This window comes from Microbacterium sp. Root322 (assembly GCF_001425645.1).
Lineage (GTDB): Bacteria > Actinomycetota > Actinomycetes > Actinomycetales > Microbacteriaceae > Microbacterium > Microbacterium maritypicum.
On the sequence record NZ_LMCS01000003.1, the window covers coordinates 830,498 to 847,048 of the forward strand.

At 69.4% G+C, this 16,551-nt stretch carries 15 protein-coding genes; 6 read left to right on the forward strand and 9 right to left on the reverse strand.

Features of this window, described 5'->3' with window-relative positions:
* Positions 1–182 precede the first annotated feature (182 nt).
* The gene (locus ASC55_RS16345) at positions 183–950 is read left to right on the forward strand and encodes an SDR family NAD(P)-dependent oxidoreductase (protein ID WP_055877570.1); all 768 of its coding nucleotides are present in this window, start codon (positions 183–185) and stop codon (positions 948–950) included.
* Positions 951–1,011: 61 nt separating this feature from the next.
* Positions 1,012–1,827, forward strand: coding sequence for an SDR family NAD(P)-dependent oxidoreductase (locus tag ASC55_RS16350; RefSeq protein WP_055877572.1), 816 nt, complete (start codon positions 1,012–1,014; stop codon positions 1,825–1,827).
* Positions 1,828–1,856: 29 nt separating this feature from the next.
* Here ASC55_RS16350 and ASC55_RS16355 read toward each other — a convergent pair whose 3' ends face one another.
* From ASC55_RS16355 to ASC55_RS16390, 8 genes are all read right to left on the reverse strand, one after another.
* The gene (locus ASC55_RS16355) at positions 1,857–2,507 is read right to left on the reverse strand and encodes an HAD-IA family hydrolase (protein WP_082524389.1); all 651 of its coding nucleotides are present in this window, start codon (positions 2,505–2,507) and stop codon (positions 1,857–1,859) included.
* Between the two features lie 45 nt (positions 2,508–2,552).
* Positions 2,553–3,245 (reverse strand): ABC transporter ATP-binding protein, encoded by a 693-nt coding sequence (locus tag ASC55_RS16360; RefSeq protein WP_055877574.1) that lies wholly within the window; start codon positions 3,243–3,245, stop codon positions 2,553–2,555.
* Positions 3,242–5,014, reverse strand: a complete 1,773-nt coding sequence (locus tag ASC55_RS16365) for a branched-chain amino acid ABC transporter ATP-binding protein/permease (protein WP_055877577.1) — start codon at positions 5,012–5,014, stop codon at positions 3,242–3,244. The genes ASC55_RS16360 and ASC55_RS16365 overlap by 4 nt, the downstream gene beginning before the upstream one ends.
* The gene (locus ASC55_RS16370) at positions 5,001–5,861 is read right to left on the reverse strand and encodes a branched-chain amino acid ABC transporter permease (protein WP_017828407.1); all 861 of its coding nucleotides are present in this window, start codon (positions 5,859–5,861) and stop codon (positions 5,001–5,003) included. The genes ASC55_RS16365 and ASC55_RS16370 overlap by 14 nt, the downstream gene beginning before the upstream one ends.
* An 83-nt stretch (positions 5,862–5,944) precedes the next feature.
* A complete protein-coding gene (locus ASC55_RS16375) occupies positions 5,945–7,117 on the reverse strand; it encodes an ABC transporter substrate-binding protein (RefSeq protein ID WP_055870709.1) in 1,173 nt (390 codons plus the stop codon).
* Positions 7,118–7,197: 80 nt separating this feature from the next.
* Positions 7,198–7,587, reverse strand: coding sequence for a nuclear transport factor 2 family protein (locus ASC55_RS16380; protein ID WP_055870712.1), 390 nt, complete (start codon positions 7,585–7,587; stop codon positions 7,198–7,200).
* Between the two features lie 24 nt (positions 7,588–7,611).
* Positions 7,612–8,400, reverse strand: a complete 789-nt coding sequence (locus ASC55_RS16385) for a MoaF C-terminal domain-containing protein (RefSeq protein WP_055877580.1) — start codon at positions 8,398–8,400, stop codon at positions 7,612–7,614.
* A 179-nt stretch (positions 8,401–8,579) separates the two neighbouring features.
* Entirely contained in the window at positions 8,580–9,536 is a 957-nt protein-coding gene (locus ASC55_RS16390; RefSeq protein WP_017828411.1) for a helix-turn-helix domain-containing protein, read from the reverse strand.
* A 114-nt stretch (positions 9,537–9,650) separates the two neighbouring features.
* On the opposite strand from ASC55_RS16390, the gene ASC55_RS16395 reads away from it, so the two are divergent.
* Positions 9,651–10,766 carry a DUF998 domain-containing protein gene (locus ASC55_RS16395; RefSeq protein WP_055870721.1) on the forward strand — a complete coding sequence of 372 codons (1,116 nt, stop codon included), beginning with the start codon at positions 9,651–9,653 and terminating at the stop codon, positions 10,764–10,766.
* A 16-nt stretch (positions 10,767–10,782) separates the two neighbouring features.
* Here ASC55_RS16395 and ASC55_RS16400 read toward each other — a convergent pair whose 3' ends face one another.
* Positions 10,783–11,709: a spermidine synthase gene (locus ASC55_RS16400; RefSeq protein WP_151487146.1), complete on the reverse strand. Its 927-nt coding sequence runs from the start codon at positions 11,707–11,709 to the stop codon at positions 10,783–10,785.
* A gap of 92 nt (positions 11,710–11,801) precedes the next feature.
* Between ASC55_RS16400 and ASC55_RS16405 the strand changes: the two genes are divergently transcribed.
* From ASC55_RS16405 to ASC55_RS16415, 3 genes are all read left to right on the forward strand, one after another.
* Positions 11,802–13,625, forward strand: coding sequence for an ABC-F family ATP-binding cassette domain-containing protein (locus ASC55_RS16405; protein ID WP_055870727.1), 1,824 nt, complete (start codon positions 11,802–11,804; stop codon positions 13,623–13,625).
* Positions 13,626–13,665: 40 nt separating this feature from the next.
* Entirely contained in the window at positions 13,666–15,450 is a 1,785-nt protein-coding gene (locus tag ASC55_RS16410) for a Na+/H+ antiporter (RefSeq protein ID WP_055877583.1), read from the forward strand.
* Between the two features lie 65 nt (positions 15,451–15,515).
* The gene (locus ASC55_RS16415) at positions 15,516–16,406 is read left to right on the forward strand and encodes an NADP-dependent oxidoreductase (RefSeq protein ID WP_200935191.1); all 891 of its coding nucleotides are present in this window, start codon (positions 15,516–15,518) and stop codon (positions 16,404–16,406) included.
* Positions 16,407–16,551 lie beyond the last annotated feature (145 nt).

The window sequence follows — 16,551 nt, forward strand, 5'->3', positions numbered from 1 at the left end:
TAGAGCGAGTCTGCTCGTGCTGTCGGCGGTGCGCTTGACCCTGAGGGAAAGACGATGGTGTCAGCGTGCACAGCCCGCTCCCATGCTTTCGACACCGCACCGGCGGGGGAGCAGGATGGCCGTGATGACACCGCCGTCCTCCTGCCGCACCGCCGGTGCAGCGACGGCCTGCGAAGGACGAGATGGATCTGCAGCTGCACGCCAGGACGGTCCTGATCACGGGAGCCGGGAGCGGCATCGGCCGCGCCACGGCCCGCCTCCTGGCGCAGGAGGGCGCCCGCGTGGCGCTGCTCGACCGGGACAGTGCCGCCCTGGACGCCACCGCCGATGTGGTGCGGGCATCGACCGGGCCGGTGCAGGAGACGGTTCGCGTCGTCGCCGACGTCACCGACGAGGAGCAGGTGCGCGCAGCCGTGTCCGCCGCGGTCGCGGCCCTCGGCGGGCTGGATCACGTCGTGTGCTGCGCGGGGGTGTCCGGTCCGGTCGGTTCACTGATCGAGGACACCGACCTCGCCGCCTGGAACGCCGTGCTCGCGGTCAACGTGACGGGGCCGTTCCTGGTGCTCAAGCACGCGCTCCCCGCTCTGCGCCGCGCGGTCGACGCATCCGTCGTCCTGCTCGCCAGCGATTCGGCCTCCGTCGCCTCTCCCGGGATGGCGCCGTACTGCGCGTCGAAGGCGGCGCTGGTGCAGTTTGGACGCGCGCTGTCGGTCGATCTCGCAGGCGCCGGGATCCGTGTGAACTCGGTCGCTCCGTCGATCGTCGACACGCCGATGAGCCGCGGCGATCTGGGCGAGGCCGCCCTCGACGATCCGGCGTTCCCCGTCCAGACGGCGGATGAGGTGGCCGCGCACGTGGCCTACCTGCTGTCGCCGCATTCCAGAGCCGCGAACGGCACGACCCTGATCAGCGACTTCGGGTACACGGCCCGGTCGGGATTCCCCGCCTGACGCGACCGCGTCAGCGAAGACCATCGCGCGCACGCGCGTCGGAGAGAACACAGGAGAAGACATGGGACTCGTGGTCGGATCGAGCGTCTCGGGGCGCGTCGTCGTCATCACCGGAGGGGGCACCGGCATCGGCGCCGCGATCGCCGAGCGCTACGCGGCGGAGGGAGCGCACGTCGTGGTCGTCGGCAGGAGGGCGGCGCCCCTGCAGGAGGTGGAGCGGTCGGTCGGTGCAGTGCCCGTCATCGCGGATGCGGCGGACACCGCCTCGGCGAAGGCGGCGGTCGCCGAGGTGCTGGCCCGCTTCGGGCGCATCGACGTGCTGGTCGCGAATGCCGGGGGCCACGGATTCTCACCGGTCGGCGACACCGACGATGCGAGCTGGGAGGCCGCGATCCGCGCGAACCTCACCACCGCGTTCACGATGGCGAGGGAGGCCCTTCCCGCCCTGATCGAGGCGAAGGGGCAGATCGTGATCGTCTCCTCGCTCGCCGGGCTCTTCGCCGGTCCTTCGGTGGCCGGCTACACGGTGGGCAAGCACGCCCTGATCGGTCTGACCCGCACTCTCGCGCGCGACTACGGTCGGCACGGCGTCCGGGTCAATGCGATCTGTCCCGGCTGGGTGCAGACACCCATGGCCGATGACGAGATGGACGAGTTCGCCTCGCACGCGGGTCTCGGATCGCGCGAGGAGGCGTACGCCGCAGTGACGGCCGACGTGCCGCTGCGGCGCCCGGCCCGCCCGTCCGAGATCGCCTCGGTGGTGCGCTTCCTCGGCTCAGGGGAGTCGTCCTACATCACGGGCGCCGTCATCGTGGCGGACGGCGGCTCTCACGTGGTCGATGTGCCCACGATCGCGTTCGATCACGCGGGGATGTAGTCGCCGGCGCCCCTGACGGCGCGGGGGTCTCAGCCGATCGTGAGCGTGAAGCCGTCGCCTTCGGCGTCGATCTTCACCTGCGTCAGGTCATCGACGAGGAAGGTGGGCTCGTACGCTGCGGCGTGCGGTCCGACCCCGATCACGCGCATCCCGGCCGCGAGCCCCGCGCGGATGCCGGCGCCGGAGTCCTCGAACACGACGCAGTCGGCGGGGGAGACTCCCAGCAGCTCGGCGCCCCGGAGGAAGCCTTCCGGGTCGGGCTTGGACGCGGAGACGTTCTCCGCGGTGACCGCGAGGGTGGGGACGGTGAGTCCGGCCTGGCGCATCCGTGCCGTCATGAGGGCGACGTTCGCCGAGGTGACGATGGCATGCGGGAACGGCTCGAGGGTGCGCAGCAGGGCGTCCGCTCCGGGGATCATGATGACGCCGTCCACGTCTTCCGCCTCGTTCGCGAGCATGACGTCGTTCTCGCGCAGGTTGATCGCGTGGTCGCGTTCGGGCAGCATGATCGCCATGCTCTGGTGCCCCTGGCGGCCGTGCACCACGCTCAGCACCGTCTCCGGTGCGATCCCGTGCGGCTCCGCCCACGCCAGCCAGAGCCGTTCGACGACCGACGTCGAGTCGACGAGGGTGCCGTCCATGTCGAGGAGGGCGGCGCGGGCGTGGATGATCTCGGTCACCCCTTCAGGCTAACCCCACCACCGCTCAGCGCGAGGACGCGGCGCTCAGCCGCCGAGGTAGGCGCGGTGCAGCAGCTCGGGGTCGGCCTGCAGCGCCTTCGCCGTTCCCTGGAAGGAGACGCGCCCTCCGGCGACGACCACCGCCTCCTCGGCCAGTCCGAGGGCGAGCTGGGTGAACTGCTCGACCAGCAGCACGCCGACACCGGACTCGGCGATCGACTGCACGATCGGCATCAGCCGCAGGAACACCACGGGGGCGAGCCCGAGCGACATCTCGTCGATGAGCAGGATGCGGGGTTTCGCGGCGAAGGCGCGGGCGAGCACGACCATCTGCTGCTCCCCGCCCGACAGCAGGGCGGTGGGCGCGTCGATGCGCTTCTCGAGCTCGGGGAACTGCGCCAGCACCGCGTCGAACTCCGACGGGGTGCGTGCGGTGAGCGAGATGTTCTCGCGTACCGTCAGGGAGGGGAACACCGCTCGCCCCTGCTCGATGTGCACGATGCCGCGGCGCGCCCGCGCCACGCGGGAGAGCTTGTCGATCGGATCTCCATCCAGGGTGATCGTGCCGGCGGAGTGGGGCGTCACCCCCGACACCGACTCGATCAGACTCGTCTTGCCCGCGCCGTTCGGACCGACCAGCGCCAGCACCTCTCCGCCGGCGACCCGCAACGAGACGTCGGAGATCACGGGCCCGGCGCCGCGGCTCACCGTCACGGCGTCCAGTACGAGTTCGCTCATGTCAGAAGCTCCGTCTCTCCCATGTACGCCTTCACGACGTCGGGGTTCGCGAGGACCTCGGCCTGCGGTCCGCTCGCCAGCACTCGACCGAAGTCGAGCACGGTCAGGGTGGGGCATACGGAACGGACGAGATCGAGGTCGTGCTCGATGATGATCAGGGCGACGCCGTAGCGTGCCGGCAGGTCGCGCAACCGCGCCGCGAGCGCCAGGTGCTCCTCGTGCGAGAGGCCGGCGGCCGGTTCGTCGAGGATCAGCAGACGCGGACGGGCGGCCACGTTCGCGGCGACCTCCACCAGTCGACGCGTACCCACATCGACGCTGGAGAGGCGCGCGCGAGAGGACGGGCATCCGAAGAACGCGAGCACCTCGTCGATGTCGGAGGTCGCCAGGCGGCGCCGGGCCACGAAGCGCACGTAGGCGCCGACCGTGAGAGCGGGCGGAACCCGGTCCTGCTGGAAGGTGCGCCGCAGACCCCGTCGCGCGCGCCGGGTGGGGGAGAGCCCCGCCAGATCGCGGTCGCCCAGCAGTACGCGTCCACCGTGCTTGGGCAGGAACCCGCTGATCGCATCGACGAAGGTCGACTTGCCGGCTCCGTTGGGTCCGATCAAGCCCATGATCGATGCGGCCGGCACGTGGAACGAGACGTCGTCCAGTGCCTTCAGAGCGCCGAACTGCACCGTGAGCCCTTCCACGGTGAGCACGGGCGCGCCGCTCAGCGCAGCCTCGTCGACCGTCGCCGTGGTGGTCGTGGTGATGGCGGCCTCGTCTGCGCCGGCATCCGGCGGCAGGGCGGTGAGCTGCGCGTTCGCCGTTCGCCGGTCCGCACGGCGGTAGAGCAGGTTGCGGATGCCCTGACCCAGGTTGGTGCCGCTGGTGAGAGCCTGCACGCCGAGCACTCCGAAGACGACGAAGCCCCAGTCCTGCGGGATGCCCCAGCGCTTGAGGAGTTCGGGCACCAGCACCCACAGCAGGCCGCCGAAGATCGCCATGTCGATCAGGTGGGCTCCCGACATGATGGCCAGCACGTAGAGGGCGAGGGACTGCAGAGGCGTGAAGCTCGATGCGAACGGCAGCTGCACCTGTCCGGCGAGCAGCCCGCCGGAGATGCCGCCGAGGGCCGCCGACACCGCGAAGGCGGTCAGCTTGGCCGTCTGCACGCTCTGCCCCGCAGCGGCCGTTCCGCGCTCGGAGAACGCGACGGCCTTCCAGCTCGAGCCCCAGCGCCCCCGCTGCAGGAAGAACACCCCGAGTGCGCAGACCGCCAGCACCACGATGGAGAGGAAGAAGAACTGCCGGTCGTTCGAGAACATCGCTGGCCGCGCGATGGCCGTGCCCTCGGAGGAGCCGGGGAACTGGATCTGCACCAGGGTGACATCGGCGGCCGCGGCGAATCCGAGGGTCACGACTGCGAGGTTCACACCGCGCAGGCGCAGAGCGGGAAGTCCGACGAGGATGCCGACGAGGCCGGCGGCGATGCCGCCCAGCACAAGCCACACGATGAACCCGCCGGGCGCCTGCATCACGTTCAGCAGCGACACGATCCACGCGCCGACGGCTGCGAAGGTGAGCTGGCACAGCGCGATCATTCCCGCGGAGCCGGTCACGATGCCCAGCCCGAGGATCGCGATCGCGGCGGTGACCGCGCTGATCGCGAGGAAGACGAAGTAACCCGGCAGGGCCGAGCTGAGGATCGCGCCGACCCCGATGCCGGCGAGGGCGACGGCGAACGGCCATGTGACGCGGAACCACGAGCGGTCAGCGAGCGGCATCCCACACCTCCTTGCGCTGCGTCCACAACAGGAGGACGACGATGAACAGGAACGGGAGGAAGTTGCGCACCAGCGCCACCTCGTCGATCTGGGCGACGAGTCCGCCCAGCACCCCCAGGACGAGTCCGCCGACGACAGCCAGGTCGAGACGGCGGAAGCCGCCGAGCAGCGCGGCTGCCGCGGCGGGAACGATGAGCATCGACAGGCTGGTGGCGTCGTTGGACTGCGACGGCGCCACGATGATGATCGCGATTGCGCTGATCACCCCCGTGACGAACCACACCGCGATCGAGAGCGGTCGGGAGCGGATGCCGAGCAGTTCTGCCGTCGTCGGACGCTCGGAGAGGGCGCGCAGCTGCGTTCCCACCCTGGTGCGCCGCAGGACGATCCGGACGGCGACCGCGGTCACGATCGCCATAGCGACCGTCGCGACGGTGACCTGGCTGACCACGACGCCGCCGATCGAGAACGCGGGACCGGCGATGATCGGAGCGAACGGCTGCGGCTTGTTGCCGAACAGGATGAACGACATCGAGATCAGCAGCAGGAGCGGTCCGACCGTCATCGCCGAGCGGGTGGTCGTCGATGCCTCGGACAACCATGTCGCCGCGATGAAGCCGATCGCCGCGGCGAGGAGGCCCGCCACGAGCACACCGAGCACGGAGCCGGCCCAGATGGGCAGTCCGAGCTCGCGCACCAACCAGACGGCCGTGAAGCCGCCGAACATGCCGGTCGCAGCCTGGGCGAAGTTCACGACCCGCACCAGACGCGACATGAGCGTCAGGCACACGCCGAGAACCGCGTAGAGGCCGCCGGCGGCGAGTCCGGCGATGGCGCCTTGCAGCATGGGGCGTCCTTTCTGTTCCGAGGGGGGAGGGGGAAGGGCCTGCCGCCGGTAATGCGCCCGGCGGCAGGCGGTCTGTGGGGCTACTACTCGCCGATGCGGAGCCAGTCGTCGGCGACCTGCTCCCAGGCGTGGGTGCCGGACTTGAGGATGATCGGCCAGCCCGCGGTGTTCTGCGTGCCGAACGCGTAGGGGGTGCCGACCATCGGGTTCTCGATGGGGTCCATGCTCTTCAGTGCCGCCGACACGCTCTCGCGGGTGATGTCGCCGTCGATGCCCTTCAGCACCTCGATGAAGTAGGTCGCGGCGAGGTAGCCGCCCTGGCTGAACGAGGTGAGCGGGATGTCGTTGTCCTCCATCAGCGTGCGCCAGTCGGCGTTGATCTCGCTGTCGTCGGTGAACGGGTAGAACTCGGCGGGCACGTAGATGCCGGCGCCCGCGTCGTCGATCGCCTCGGCGAAGTTCTCGCTGTAGACGCTCGTCAGGTACAGCCAGGTCACGTCGTCCCAGCCCTGTGCGTTCGCGGCCTTGACCTGTCCGATCGCGTCGGGCTCGACCGGGTTGATCGCGAGGGCCTTGCAGCCCTGCTCGCGCGCCTTGACGATGTAGGGGGTGTAGTCGGATGCACCGTACGGGACCGTGTCGTCGACGTACTTCGGCTCCTTGCCGGTGATCTCGGACCACTTGTCGATCGCGGCCTGGTAGGTCGGACGGGTGGAGCCGGCGATCTCGAGCAGGATGCAGATGTCGTCGAGCCCGAGCACCTCCGACCCGTACTGCAGTGTGAGGGTCATGTCGTTGAAGGGGCCGACATTGGCGGGCGAGATGTTCTCACTGTCGAAGCACCCCGTGTCCACGCCGATTCCGGGCATCGACAGGATGCTCTCCTGCTCGTAGTACTTGGCGTTGATCTCGCACTCGATCAGACTCGCGGAGCCGACCAGGGCCACGGCGCCGTCGCTGCCCACCAGCTCCCGGGCCGACGCCGTGGCCGTCGCCGGGTCACCCTTGTCGTCGAGGGTCTTGTAGTCGATCTTGCGCCCGTCGAGCCCGCCGGCGTCGTTGAAGGCGTCGAAGACGGCGGCCGCGGCCTGCGAGGCCTCGGGGAACGTCGCCGGTCCACTGATCGTGTTGATGGACCCGACCACGATCGGGGCGCCTTCGCCTCCGCCGGATCCGCCGTCTCCACCGGCGCAGCCGGCGAGGGCGAGGGCTGCCACGGCGATGAGTGCCGCGGTGCCGGATGCTCGCTTGTTCATGTGATTCCTGCCTCTCGTGTTCGGGTCGTGCTGTGTGTTCGGGTGGTGCTGTGTGTGCGGTGCTGCTGGAGGTGCGGGACTCAGTCGCGCAGGGCGCGAGCCACCAGCTCGGTGTCGGTGAACTGCTCGAATGCGACGACCTCGCCGTCGGTCAGGCGCCAGACATGGGCGACCCGCGCGGCGAAGAAGCGCCCGGTGCGCCGGAACGTGCCGGAGTAGGTGCCGATTCCCACGACCACGTCTCCCGCGTCGATGACCTCGTCGATCGCCACGGTGTAGTCGTCCCAGTCCTCCTGGATCCGTCGGAAGACGTTCGCGGCGACGGCATCGGGACCGATGTACGTCCCCGCGTAGGGGAAGCCCGCGGCCTCGGTCCACCGCACGTCGGGCGCGAACGGCGCGAGCATCCCGTCGAGGTCGCCGCGGTCGCTCGCCGCGTAGTGCTCGCGGATGATGTCGGCGTTGCCCATGGTGTGTCCTCTTCTCGTCGTCGGTCAGACGGGCTGTGCGTCGGGGTAGGCGACGGACCCGAGCGGATAGATGTGGCCGCCGGCCCGCGAGTGCTCGGAATCGCCGTCGCCGTTGAGTCCGAGGAAGATCCCTGTCGTCATCAGCTGGTAGCCGAGGTCGTGCAGCCAGACGCTCGCTACCGCGATGCGGAACTCGCGGAAGCAGAACAGATACAGCCCGTCGGCGAACTTCCACACCGTCGACAGGTCCATGTCGCCGTGACCGCGCTGCACGCCCTCCAGGCACTGCCACGCGTAGCGCTGGCTCGACACGTACACGTGCTCGTACAGGTGGTGCGGGCTGTAGCGGTAGATGTTGCGCTTGCCGATCAGGTCGCGGCTGGGACCGGGGACCTCGCCGGTGACCGGCCCCGCATCCGTCGTCGCCGCCCAGAAGTCCTGGCCGACCTGCGGTGTGCCCTCGACGGCCTCTGCCGCGATGCGGGAGCGGATGACGGTCGCGCGATTCGTGGTGGAGGAGATCACGAGGGTGAGCGCCTCGCGTTCACGGCTCTCGAACGGGATGTTGACGAACACCACGTCGTCGCGCACGCGGACGGCGTCGTAGGGGTCCCGGCCGGAGGTGCCGAGGCCCTCCCACGTCACGGCGTCCTCGTCGAAGCGGAGCGCGAGGGTGCCGCCGTCGTCGAGCGTGAGGGTCAGCGACGTTCCGGCCAGCAGGATGCTCGGCAGGCGGAAGGTGTCGATTCCGGCGGCGAACTCGTCGTAGGTGCGCCATTCGTCGAGTGCCGGGTCGGTCGTGATGTCGGTCATGCGGGTCCAGACGTCGCACGCGGCAGGGCTTCTTCGCCCCGGGCACCGCGTCGTCGCGATGCGCTTGCCTCATGCTCCGTCCGGCGCCGCCCGGCGCTCAAGATCGCGGCGCCCATCGCGCGCCGAGAGTCAACCGGCGTGCCGTACCGGGCAAGCGGTGGCTCCCGGCGAGCGGCGGCTCAGTGCGCCGCGCGGTACTCGCTGGGGGAGATCCCGAACGCCGACTTGAATGCGCGGCTGAAGTGCGCGGCGTCGACGAAGCCCCAGCGGGCGGCGATCGCGGCGACGGGCCGGTCGGCGAGCATGGGGTCGAGCAGGTCGCGCCGGCACTGCTCGAGGCGACGCGTGCGGATCCACGTCGACACCGTGACGCCCTGCTCCTGGAACAGTCCGTGCAGGTGGCGGGTGGAGATGAAGTGGGCCGAGGCGATCGTGGCGGGACCGAGGTCGGTCGACGCCAGATTGCGGTCGATGTAGGAGCGGATGCGCTGCACGAGGGCGCGGTGCGGGTCTGCCGAGACGCCGTCGAGGCCGAGCTCGCGCGTGAAGACCGTGGAGACGAGGTCGAGGGCGCTGTGTGCGAGGCGGGCTCCCGTGGTGCCGGCGAGCTGGTCGAGGTTGCCGGCGAGCTGCGTCAGGTACGGCACCACCATGCCGCCCAGGCCCTCCTGGCCGGAGATGCGCACGGCGGTGAGCTGGCCGACGACGTCGGGGGGCAGGCTGATGAGGTGCTTCGGGAACATCACGACCATCGTGCGGAACCCCTCGTCGAAGACGAGCGAGTAGGGACGATCGGTGTCGTACACGGCGAGATCACCCGCCTGGAGCACGGCTTCCCGGTCGTCCTGGATGAGCAGGCCTGTGCCGGCGAGCATCAGGCTGAGCTTGAAGTACGAGCGGTCGCTGCGGGCGATCAGCTCGGGCGTGCGCTCCACGACGTGCGAGGTGGCGCGCACCTCTGTCACATGGACCTCATCGACCGACGCGCCGCGGATGACGCCGCGGAAGTGGTCCGGCCCTGCCGTGGAGACCTGCAGCGGGACGAACGACTCGGAGACCGCGGCGCGGAAATCACTGATGTTGCGCGCGACGAGAGTCGATACCGATTCGGCAGGAGCAGCGGGTGCACCGTTCATGACTGATCACCTCGGGTGGTGGAACGACGACGTTGTATACGATCCGTTCCGTGATGCTACCACCGGCTGCGGCCGAAGTGCTCGGCTCCTATGATGTGGTCGGGAAGGACGACGATGAACGCTCTCGCGAGCAGGGTCATGCAGGTGCTGCGTCAGGTGCGCGGTCCGGAGACAGCGGAGGCCGTCTTCGAGGCGACCGCGCTGATCGTCGGCGCCGGCTTCTTCGTGGCGGGCTTCGTGATCGGACTCCCGGTCTTCTGGGGTCACGAGCTGGCGATCAGCGGCAGCGGGTCGATCGGCGTCTTCGCCGCATACGGCGGTGCGATCACCGCGGTGATCGCCTTCGCCCTCGGACGCGTCGCCGTGCGTCCGGCGCAGCCGAACCCGCAGCAGGCACGCGACGGATTCAGCGTGCCGGGGGATCGGCTGCGGTGGTACGACCTCACCGCCATCGCCTTCGCCCACGCGGCGATCGCGTATCTGGGCTGGCTCGGCATCGCGGAGCTCCTCGAGCGGAGCTTCACCGACGCTCCGGTGTTCCCGTTCCCCGGCGCGATCCTGGTGGCGGTCGCCTTCGCATTGACCGGATATGTCTCGTTCCTCAGCGCCGTCGCCCTCACCCCGATGGTGTTGTCACTGGTGCTCGCGGTGTTCCTCGTGGTCGGCGCATTCGCGAGCATGCTCGCATCCAGCGACGTGCACTGGTGGCGCGACAACCTCTCGGCGCTGGGGATGAGCACGAACAGCGCATCGGTCGCGTTCAACGTGACACTCGTCATCGCCGGAGTCATGATCACGACGATCTCCCGGTACGCGACCGCGGGGCTCCCGGCCGAGAGCGCCGACGACCGTCGTGGGCGTTTCATGGTGCGCGGCGGTCTGATCCTGATGGGGATCTTCCTCGCGTGCGTCGGCATCTTCCCCGTGGACGAGTTCTTCCTCCTGCACAACACCGTCGCGACGGGCATGGCCGTCGTGTTCGGGATCGTCGTGGTCGGACTGCCGTGGTTCCTGCCGACCATCCCTCGTGTGTTCGTGGCCTTCGGATGGATCTATGTGCTGGTGATCGTCCTGCTCGCCGCCTTCTTCGCGGTCGGCTACTACAACCTCACCGCGGTCGAGTTGATCGCGGCCGTGCTGATCTTCAGCTGGATCATCGTCTTCCTGCGCACGGCCGGATCGGTCACAGCCCCCGCCGTCACAGACGGTGCGTCAGCGGAGGCGAGCTGAGGGAATCGTGCTCGCCCTAGTCCCAGATCGGGTCGTCGGGGTCGGGGGAGTCCGTGCCGTCGGCGTCGGTCATGATGCGCGCTTCGGCGATCCACGACGTCAGGGAATCGTCGTGGAGCATGTGCGGTCGCGGTGAGCCGAGAAGGTCGGGGTTCGTCACGACGTCCAGCGGCTCATCGCTGGCGAAGATGACGACGTTGCCGAGTGGCCCTTCGTCATCTTCCGGTTCTGCGTCGAGAACGACCGCGATGTGGTCGAACACGGAACTCAGCGTGGCGGCCTGTCGTCGTGAGTACTCGAACGGGTGCCCGTCGAGCAGGTTCACCGCCACGATTCCATCTGACGCGGAGCGCGCGGCGACGCGGCGGTAGAACTCCTGGCTGGCCACGCGATGCCGGATGACCGCGGCATCCCACAGATCGACGACGGTGAAGCGCGCATCCACCCAATCGGTGTCGACCGCGGTGCTGCCCGATGCCGCCGCGTCGAGCGCCGGGGATGGGGATGACGGCGCCGACGATCGCTTCCCGTCCGGAAGATCCGCGTCGGCGACCGCTCGCGCATCGCCGAAGATGACTCGCAGATCAGCGCCGGGGGGCAGGGGCAGCGCGGCGATCACCGCGGCATAGAGAGCGGGCTCGAACTCGACCGCGAGCTGAGGCGATCCGGCACGCGTGGCCTCGACGTAGCGCGCGAGCGTGAGTGCTCCGGCCCCCAGATGCACGGTGAACAGCGGTGCACCGGGTTCGGCCGCGGCATCGATCGCTCTGGCGATGTGCTGGATGTAGGCGTATTCGAGTGAGGTGGGCTCGGTCATCGAGACGACGGACTGCGGAATCCCATCGACGCTGAGCTCGAAGCGACCGGGTCGCCGCTTCGACTCCATCAGCTTCGCCTTGCGATTGTCGAGCATGAGCGAGAACACCCGGCGATTCCTTGGCACCCGTCGATCCTAGATCGGGCGACGTCGGTCGGAGGCCACCCTGCCGGGCGACGGCCGGCCGGATCCCCGCACGCGGCTACCCTGGAAGGAACATGGCACATCTTCTCGGCGCTGAGGCGCTCCACCTCGAATATCCGACCAGGGTCGTCTTCGACTCCGTGACCCTCGGCATCGAGGAGGGCGACCGCATCGGCATCGTCGGCCGCAACGGCGACGGCAAGTCGAGCCTCCTCGGCATGCTGGCCGGCATCAAGGAGCCGAACTCCGGCCGCGTCACCGTGCGCGGAGGCACGCGGATCGGCGTGCTCGATCAGGCCGACAACCTGCCGGACGATCTCACGATCAGCGCCGCGGTGGTCGGTGACACCCCGGAGTACGAGTGGGCGGGCGACGCGCGCGTGCGCGACGTCATCGAAGGACTGCTCACCGACCTGCCGTGGGATGCGGAGATCGGATCCCTCAGCGGTGGTCAGCGGCGCCGGGTCTCGCTCGCGAAACTCCTCACCGGCGACTGGGACGTCATCGCGCTCGACGAGCCCACCAACCACCTCGACGTCGAGGCGATCACCTGGCTCGCCGGGCACCTCAAGAAGCGCTGGTCGCCGAACTCGGGGGCCCTCATGGTCGTGACCCACGACAGGTGGTTCCTCGACGAGATCAGCACCGAGACCTGGGAGGTGCACGATCGCATCGTCGAGCCCTTCGAGGGCGGCTACGCGGCGTACATCCTGCAGCGCGTCGAGCGCGATCGCATGGCGGCCGCGACCGAGGCGAAGCGTCAGAACCTCGCCAAGAAGGAGCTCGCATGGCTCCGCCGCGGCGCTCCCGCCCGCACGGCGAAGCCCAAGTTCCGCATCGACGCGGCCAACGAGCTCATCGCCGACGTGCCCGAGATCCGCGACAAGGTCTCGCTGCAGTCGCTGGCCGTCTCGCGGCTCGGCAAGGACGTGGTCGATCTGCTCGACGTCGGTGTGACCTACCCGACGGCGGACGGCGGCGAGAAGGTCGTGCTGCGCGATATCGAGTGGCGCATCGCGCCGGGCGAGCGCACCGGCATCCTCGGCGTGAACGGCGCCGGAAAGTCCACGCTGCTCGGACTCATCTCCGGCACCGTGGAGCCGACCGTCGGCCGCGTCAAGCGCGGCACGACCGTGAAGGTGCAGACCCTCACGCAGCGGCTCGACGAGCTCACCCAGCACTGGAACGACCCGGTGCGCGTGATCATCTCGGGCCTTCGCACCTCGTACACGATGGGGGCCGGCTCCAAGGCGCAGGATCTCACCCCGGGGCAGCTGCTCGAACGGCTCGGGTTCGACTCCGCCCAGCTCTCCACTCCGGTCAAGGACCTCTCGGGTGGCCAGCAGCGCCGTCTGCAGCTGCTGCTCGTGCTGCTCGACCAGCCGAACGTGCTGATCCTCGACGAGCCGACCAACGACCTCGACACCGACATGCTCGCCGCGATCGAGGATCTTCTCGACTCCTGGTCCGGCACGCTCCTCGTCGTCAGCCACGACCGGTACTTCCTGGAGCGCGTCACCGACCAGCAGTACGCGATCCTCGACGGTCACCTGCGCCACCTGCCCGGCGGGGTCGACGAGTACCTGCGGCTGCGCCACCTTCAGGCCTCCACGGGGTCGAAGCAGACCGCGACGGCCGCCGCGACCGCGACGGCGACGGCGACCGCCAAGGGGCTCGACGGTGCAGCCCTGCGCACGGCGCAGAAGGAGGTGTCCGCCCTCGAGCGGCGCATCCAGAAGCTCACGCAGCAGGTGAACGCCGCCAAGACCGCGCTGGCCGACCACGACCAGTCCGACTACGAGGGTCTCGGCGACCGGATGAAGAAGATCAGCGAGCAGCAGGCCGAGATCGAGGAGCTGGAGCTGCGCTGGTTCGAACTCACCGAGGAGATCGGCTGACGGAGGAATATCCTTCTCCCAACGCTGTTGGGAGGTAGGGATGGAAGGCCTCGAAGTAACAGTCCTGCTCGGACTCACGATTCTCGTCGGAACCCTTATCGCCCCGCGCGTGCGTCTCGCGCTGCCCCTCGTCCTGGTCATCTTCGGGCTGCTGCTGGGCTTCGTGCCGCAGCTGCGTGAGGTGCAGCTGCCGCCCGAGACGGTGCTGCTGCTGTTCCTGCCGGTGATGCTCTTCTGGGAGAGCCTCACCACGTCGCTCCGGTCGATCCGGCGGGACTTCCGTTACATCCTCCCGATGAGCACCGTGCTCGTGGTCGCCTCGGCGTTCGCGGTCGCCGGCATCGGGGTGCTGTTCGGGATGCCGTGGGAGATCGCCCTCATCCTCGGGGCTGCGGTGGCTCCCCCCGATGCCACGGCCGTCGCCGCCCTCGGGCGCCTGCTACCGCGCCGCATGTTCATGAAGCTCAAGGCCGAGAGCCTGACCAACGACGGCACGGCCCTGGTGCTCTACGCGATCGCGGTGTCGCTCGCCCTCGGCGGCCAGATCACCCCGTTGTCGGTCACGCTCGACGTGCTGCTGTCGTATGTCGGCGGCATCGCCGGGGGCGTCGTGGTCGCCGGCCTCGGCTATCTGTTGCTGCGGCGCACATCGTCGACGATCGTGATCAACGTCGCTCTGCTGCTGATCCCGTTCACGGCGTTCCTCGTCGCGGAGATGGTGCATGCCTCCGGCGTGCTCGCGGTCGTCGTGGCCGGACTCATCGTCGCCTACGTGGCGCCTCGTGTCACGACCGCCTCGTCGCGACGGCAGGCGGATGCGGCCTGGCCGTTCGGCGTCTTCCTGCTCAACGGCGCCCTGTTCGTGCTGATCGGCCTCGAGGTGCAGTACGTCGTGCACGAGATCTCGGCGGCGGCGATCGGGCGCCTCGTGCTCCTCACCCTCGCGGTGTGGGTGACGCTGCTGGTCGTGCGCTATCTGTTCCAACTGCTCAACGTGCTCGTCCAGCGTCCGGCCGGCCCTCGTCCGGCTCCCGGCGCTCGGGCACGGGCCAGGGTCGTCTCCACGGTCGCCGGCATGCGCGGTGCCGTGTCACTCGCGATCGCGCTGTCGGTCCCCGCTGCCGTCACCGAGGGCGGGGCCGTCAACGGGCGCGATGAGATCGTGTTCGTCACCGCCGGTGTCATCCTCCTGAGTCTGCTCGTGCAGGGTCCGCTCCTGCCCGCCATCGTGCGGTGGGCGCGGTTCCCCGTCGATCATGTCGAGGACGAGGAGTACGAGCTCGCGGAGCGGGCGATCTCCGGGGCGGCGCTCGCCGCTCTCGACGACCTCGCCTCCGAGCACGGCGTCGGGCAGGAGGTGCTCGACCACGTGCGGTCCGAGGGGTATCGCATGCTCGAGGTCGCGAACGCCCGTGCCCTGGCCCGCGAGCAGGCTCTGGTCGACGCGGAGGCCGATGCGCTCGACGAGATGCTCGGCGAACCCGACCCGCTCGGCGCCGGAACCGCGGGACCGACCCGCCCCGTCGCCCCAGGAGCGGATCAGGATTCCGGCGGCGGCACCGCGCAGATCGCGGCGGCCGACGCCACCGACGGCGGGGTGCTGCAGATCATCGCCACTTCGGCTGACGTCGATCTCGCCCAGCGCTCGCCGCTGATCCGCCACGACGAGCACACGAGACTCAAGCTCGCCCTCATCGACCGCAAGCGCGAGGTGCTGCTGGGGCTGCGCGGCTCCGGCACCGTCGATGACATCGTCGTGCGCCGCATCTCAGCCCGCCTCGACCTCGAGCAGGTGCGCCTGCAGGGGATCGAGGAGTACGACTGAACGTCGGCGGCAGCGAGCCCCGGTACGACGATCGGCGAACCCCGCCGAGGAAGACGAGGAGTGCGATGTCCACGACCATGAGAGCCATCGTTCTCGACCGGTTCGGCGATGAATCCGAGCTGCGCGGGCGTTCCGTCCCGACTCCGACGGTGGGGGAAAGTGACGTGCTCATCCGCGTCGATGTCGCCGGCGTCGGGTCCTGGGATCGGGTCGAGCGCGAAGGCCACTTCGAAGGGTCCTTCGGCGTCCCCTCGACGTTCCCCTACATCCTCGGATGGGAAGGTGCGGGAATCGTCGAGGATGTCGGCGCCGAGGTCACGCGCTTCACGCGGGGAGACCGCGTCTACGCGGCGTCGATGCCCGTGCCGAGAGGGGGGTTCTATGCCGAGTACGCCGTGGTCGATGAGGAACACGTCGCACTCGTACCCGAACGCCTCACGAACGAGCAGGCGGGTGTTCTCGCCTGGGATGCGCTGACCGCCGCCAGCGGACTCGACGTGATCGATGCCAGACCCGGAGACACCGTGATGATCTTCGGTGCGAGCGGAGGGATCGGTCACCTCGCGGTGCAGCTTGCCAAGCACCGTGGACTCCGGGTCCTCGCGGTGGCCTCAGGGCGGGACGGGGTCTCGCTGGCCGGAGGCCTCGGTGCCGATGTCGCCGTCGACGGTAGGCGGGACGACGTGCTGGCGGCCATCGAGAGCTTCGCTCCGGATGGCCTCGACGGCGCACTCGTCACCGCCGGAGGTCGGGCGGCCGAGGATGCGCTGCGCGGGGTGGCATCGACGGGGCGCATCGCGTGGGCGCACGGCGTGAATCCGCCGCCGTCGGCCGACCTCGTCGAACGCGTGTCGTTCTACGACGGCGACCGCAGCCGGGAGGCGCTGCAGCGTCTGAACGAGGTCATCGAGTCCAGTCTCATCGCCCCCGCACGTGGCGCAGGTGTTCGAAGCTGATGACATCGTGACGGCGCACCGGGCGCTGCGAGGCCATTACGTGGGAAAGCTGGCGTTGCGCGCACCGCGCTCCTCGCGCCCGCTGTGATGCTGTGTGCCGCATGACTCCGCGTGTGCGGTGAGGGAAGGGTCCGAGTGTGCGAAC

Coding starts and splice junctions, on each gene's coding strand:
- ASC55_RS16390 (WP_017828411.1), bottom strand. CDS start 9,536: ATGAACGGTGCACCCGCTGCTCCTGCCGAATCGGTATCGACTCTCGTC.
- ASC55_RS16350 (WP_055877572.1), top strand. CDS start 1,012: ATGGGACTCGTGGTCGGATCGAGCGTCTCGGGGCGCGTCGTCGTCATC.
- ASC55_RS16415 (WP_200935191.1), top strand. CDS start 15,516: ATGTCCACGACCATGAGAGCCATCGTTCTCGACCGGTTCGGCGATGAA.
- ASC55_RS16405 (WP_055870727.1), top strand. CDS start 11,802: ATGGCACATCTTCTCGGCGCTGAGGCGCTCCACCTCGAATATCCGACC.
- ASC55_RS16360 (WP_055877574.1), bottom strand. CDS start 3,245: ATGAGCGAACTCGTACTGGACGCCGTGACGGTGAGCCGCGGCGCCGGG.
- ASC55_RS16370 (WP_017828407.1), bottom strand. CDS start 5,861: ATGCTGCAAGGCGCCATCGCCGGACTCGCCGCCGGCGGCCTCTACGCG.
- ASC55_RS16385 (WP_055877580.1), bottom strand. CDS start 8,400: ATGACCGACATCACGACCGACCCGGCACTCGACGAATGGCGCACCTAC.
- ASC55_RS16365 (WP_055877577.1), bottom strand. CDS start 5,014: ATGCCGCTCGCTGACCGCTCGTGGTTCCGCGTCACATGGCCGTTCGCC.
- ASC55_RS16375 (WP_055870709.1), bottom strand. CDS start 7,117: ATGAACAAGCGAGCATCCGGCACCGCGGCACTCATCGCCGTGGCAGCC.
- ASC55_RS16345 (WP_055877570.1), top strand. CDS start 183: ATGGATCTGCAGCTGCACGCCAGGACGGTCCTGATCACGGGAGCCGGG.
- ASC55_RS16410 (WP_055877583.1), top strand. CDS start 13,666: ATGGAAGGCCTCGAAGTAACAGTCCTGCTCGGACTCACGATTCTCGTC.
- ASC55_RS16395 (WP_055870721.1), top strand. CDS start 9,651: ATGAACGCTCTCGCGAGCAGGGTCATGCAGGTGCTGCGTCAGGTGCGC.
- ASC55_RS16380 (WP_055870712.1), bottom strand. CDS start 7,587: ATGGGCAACGCCGACATCATCCGCGAGCACTACGCGGCGAGCGACCGC.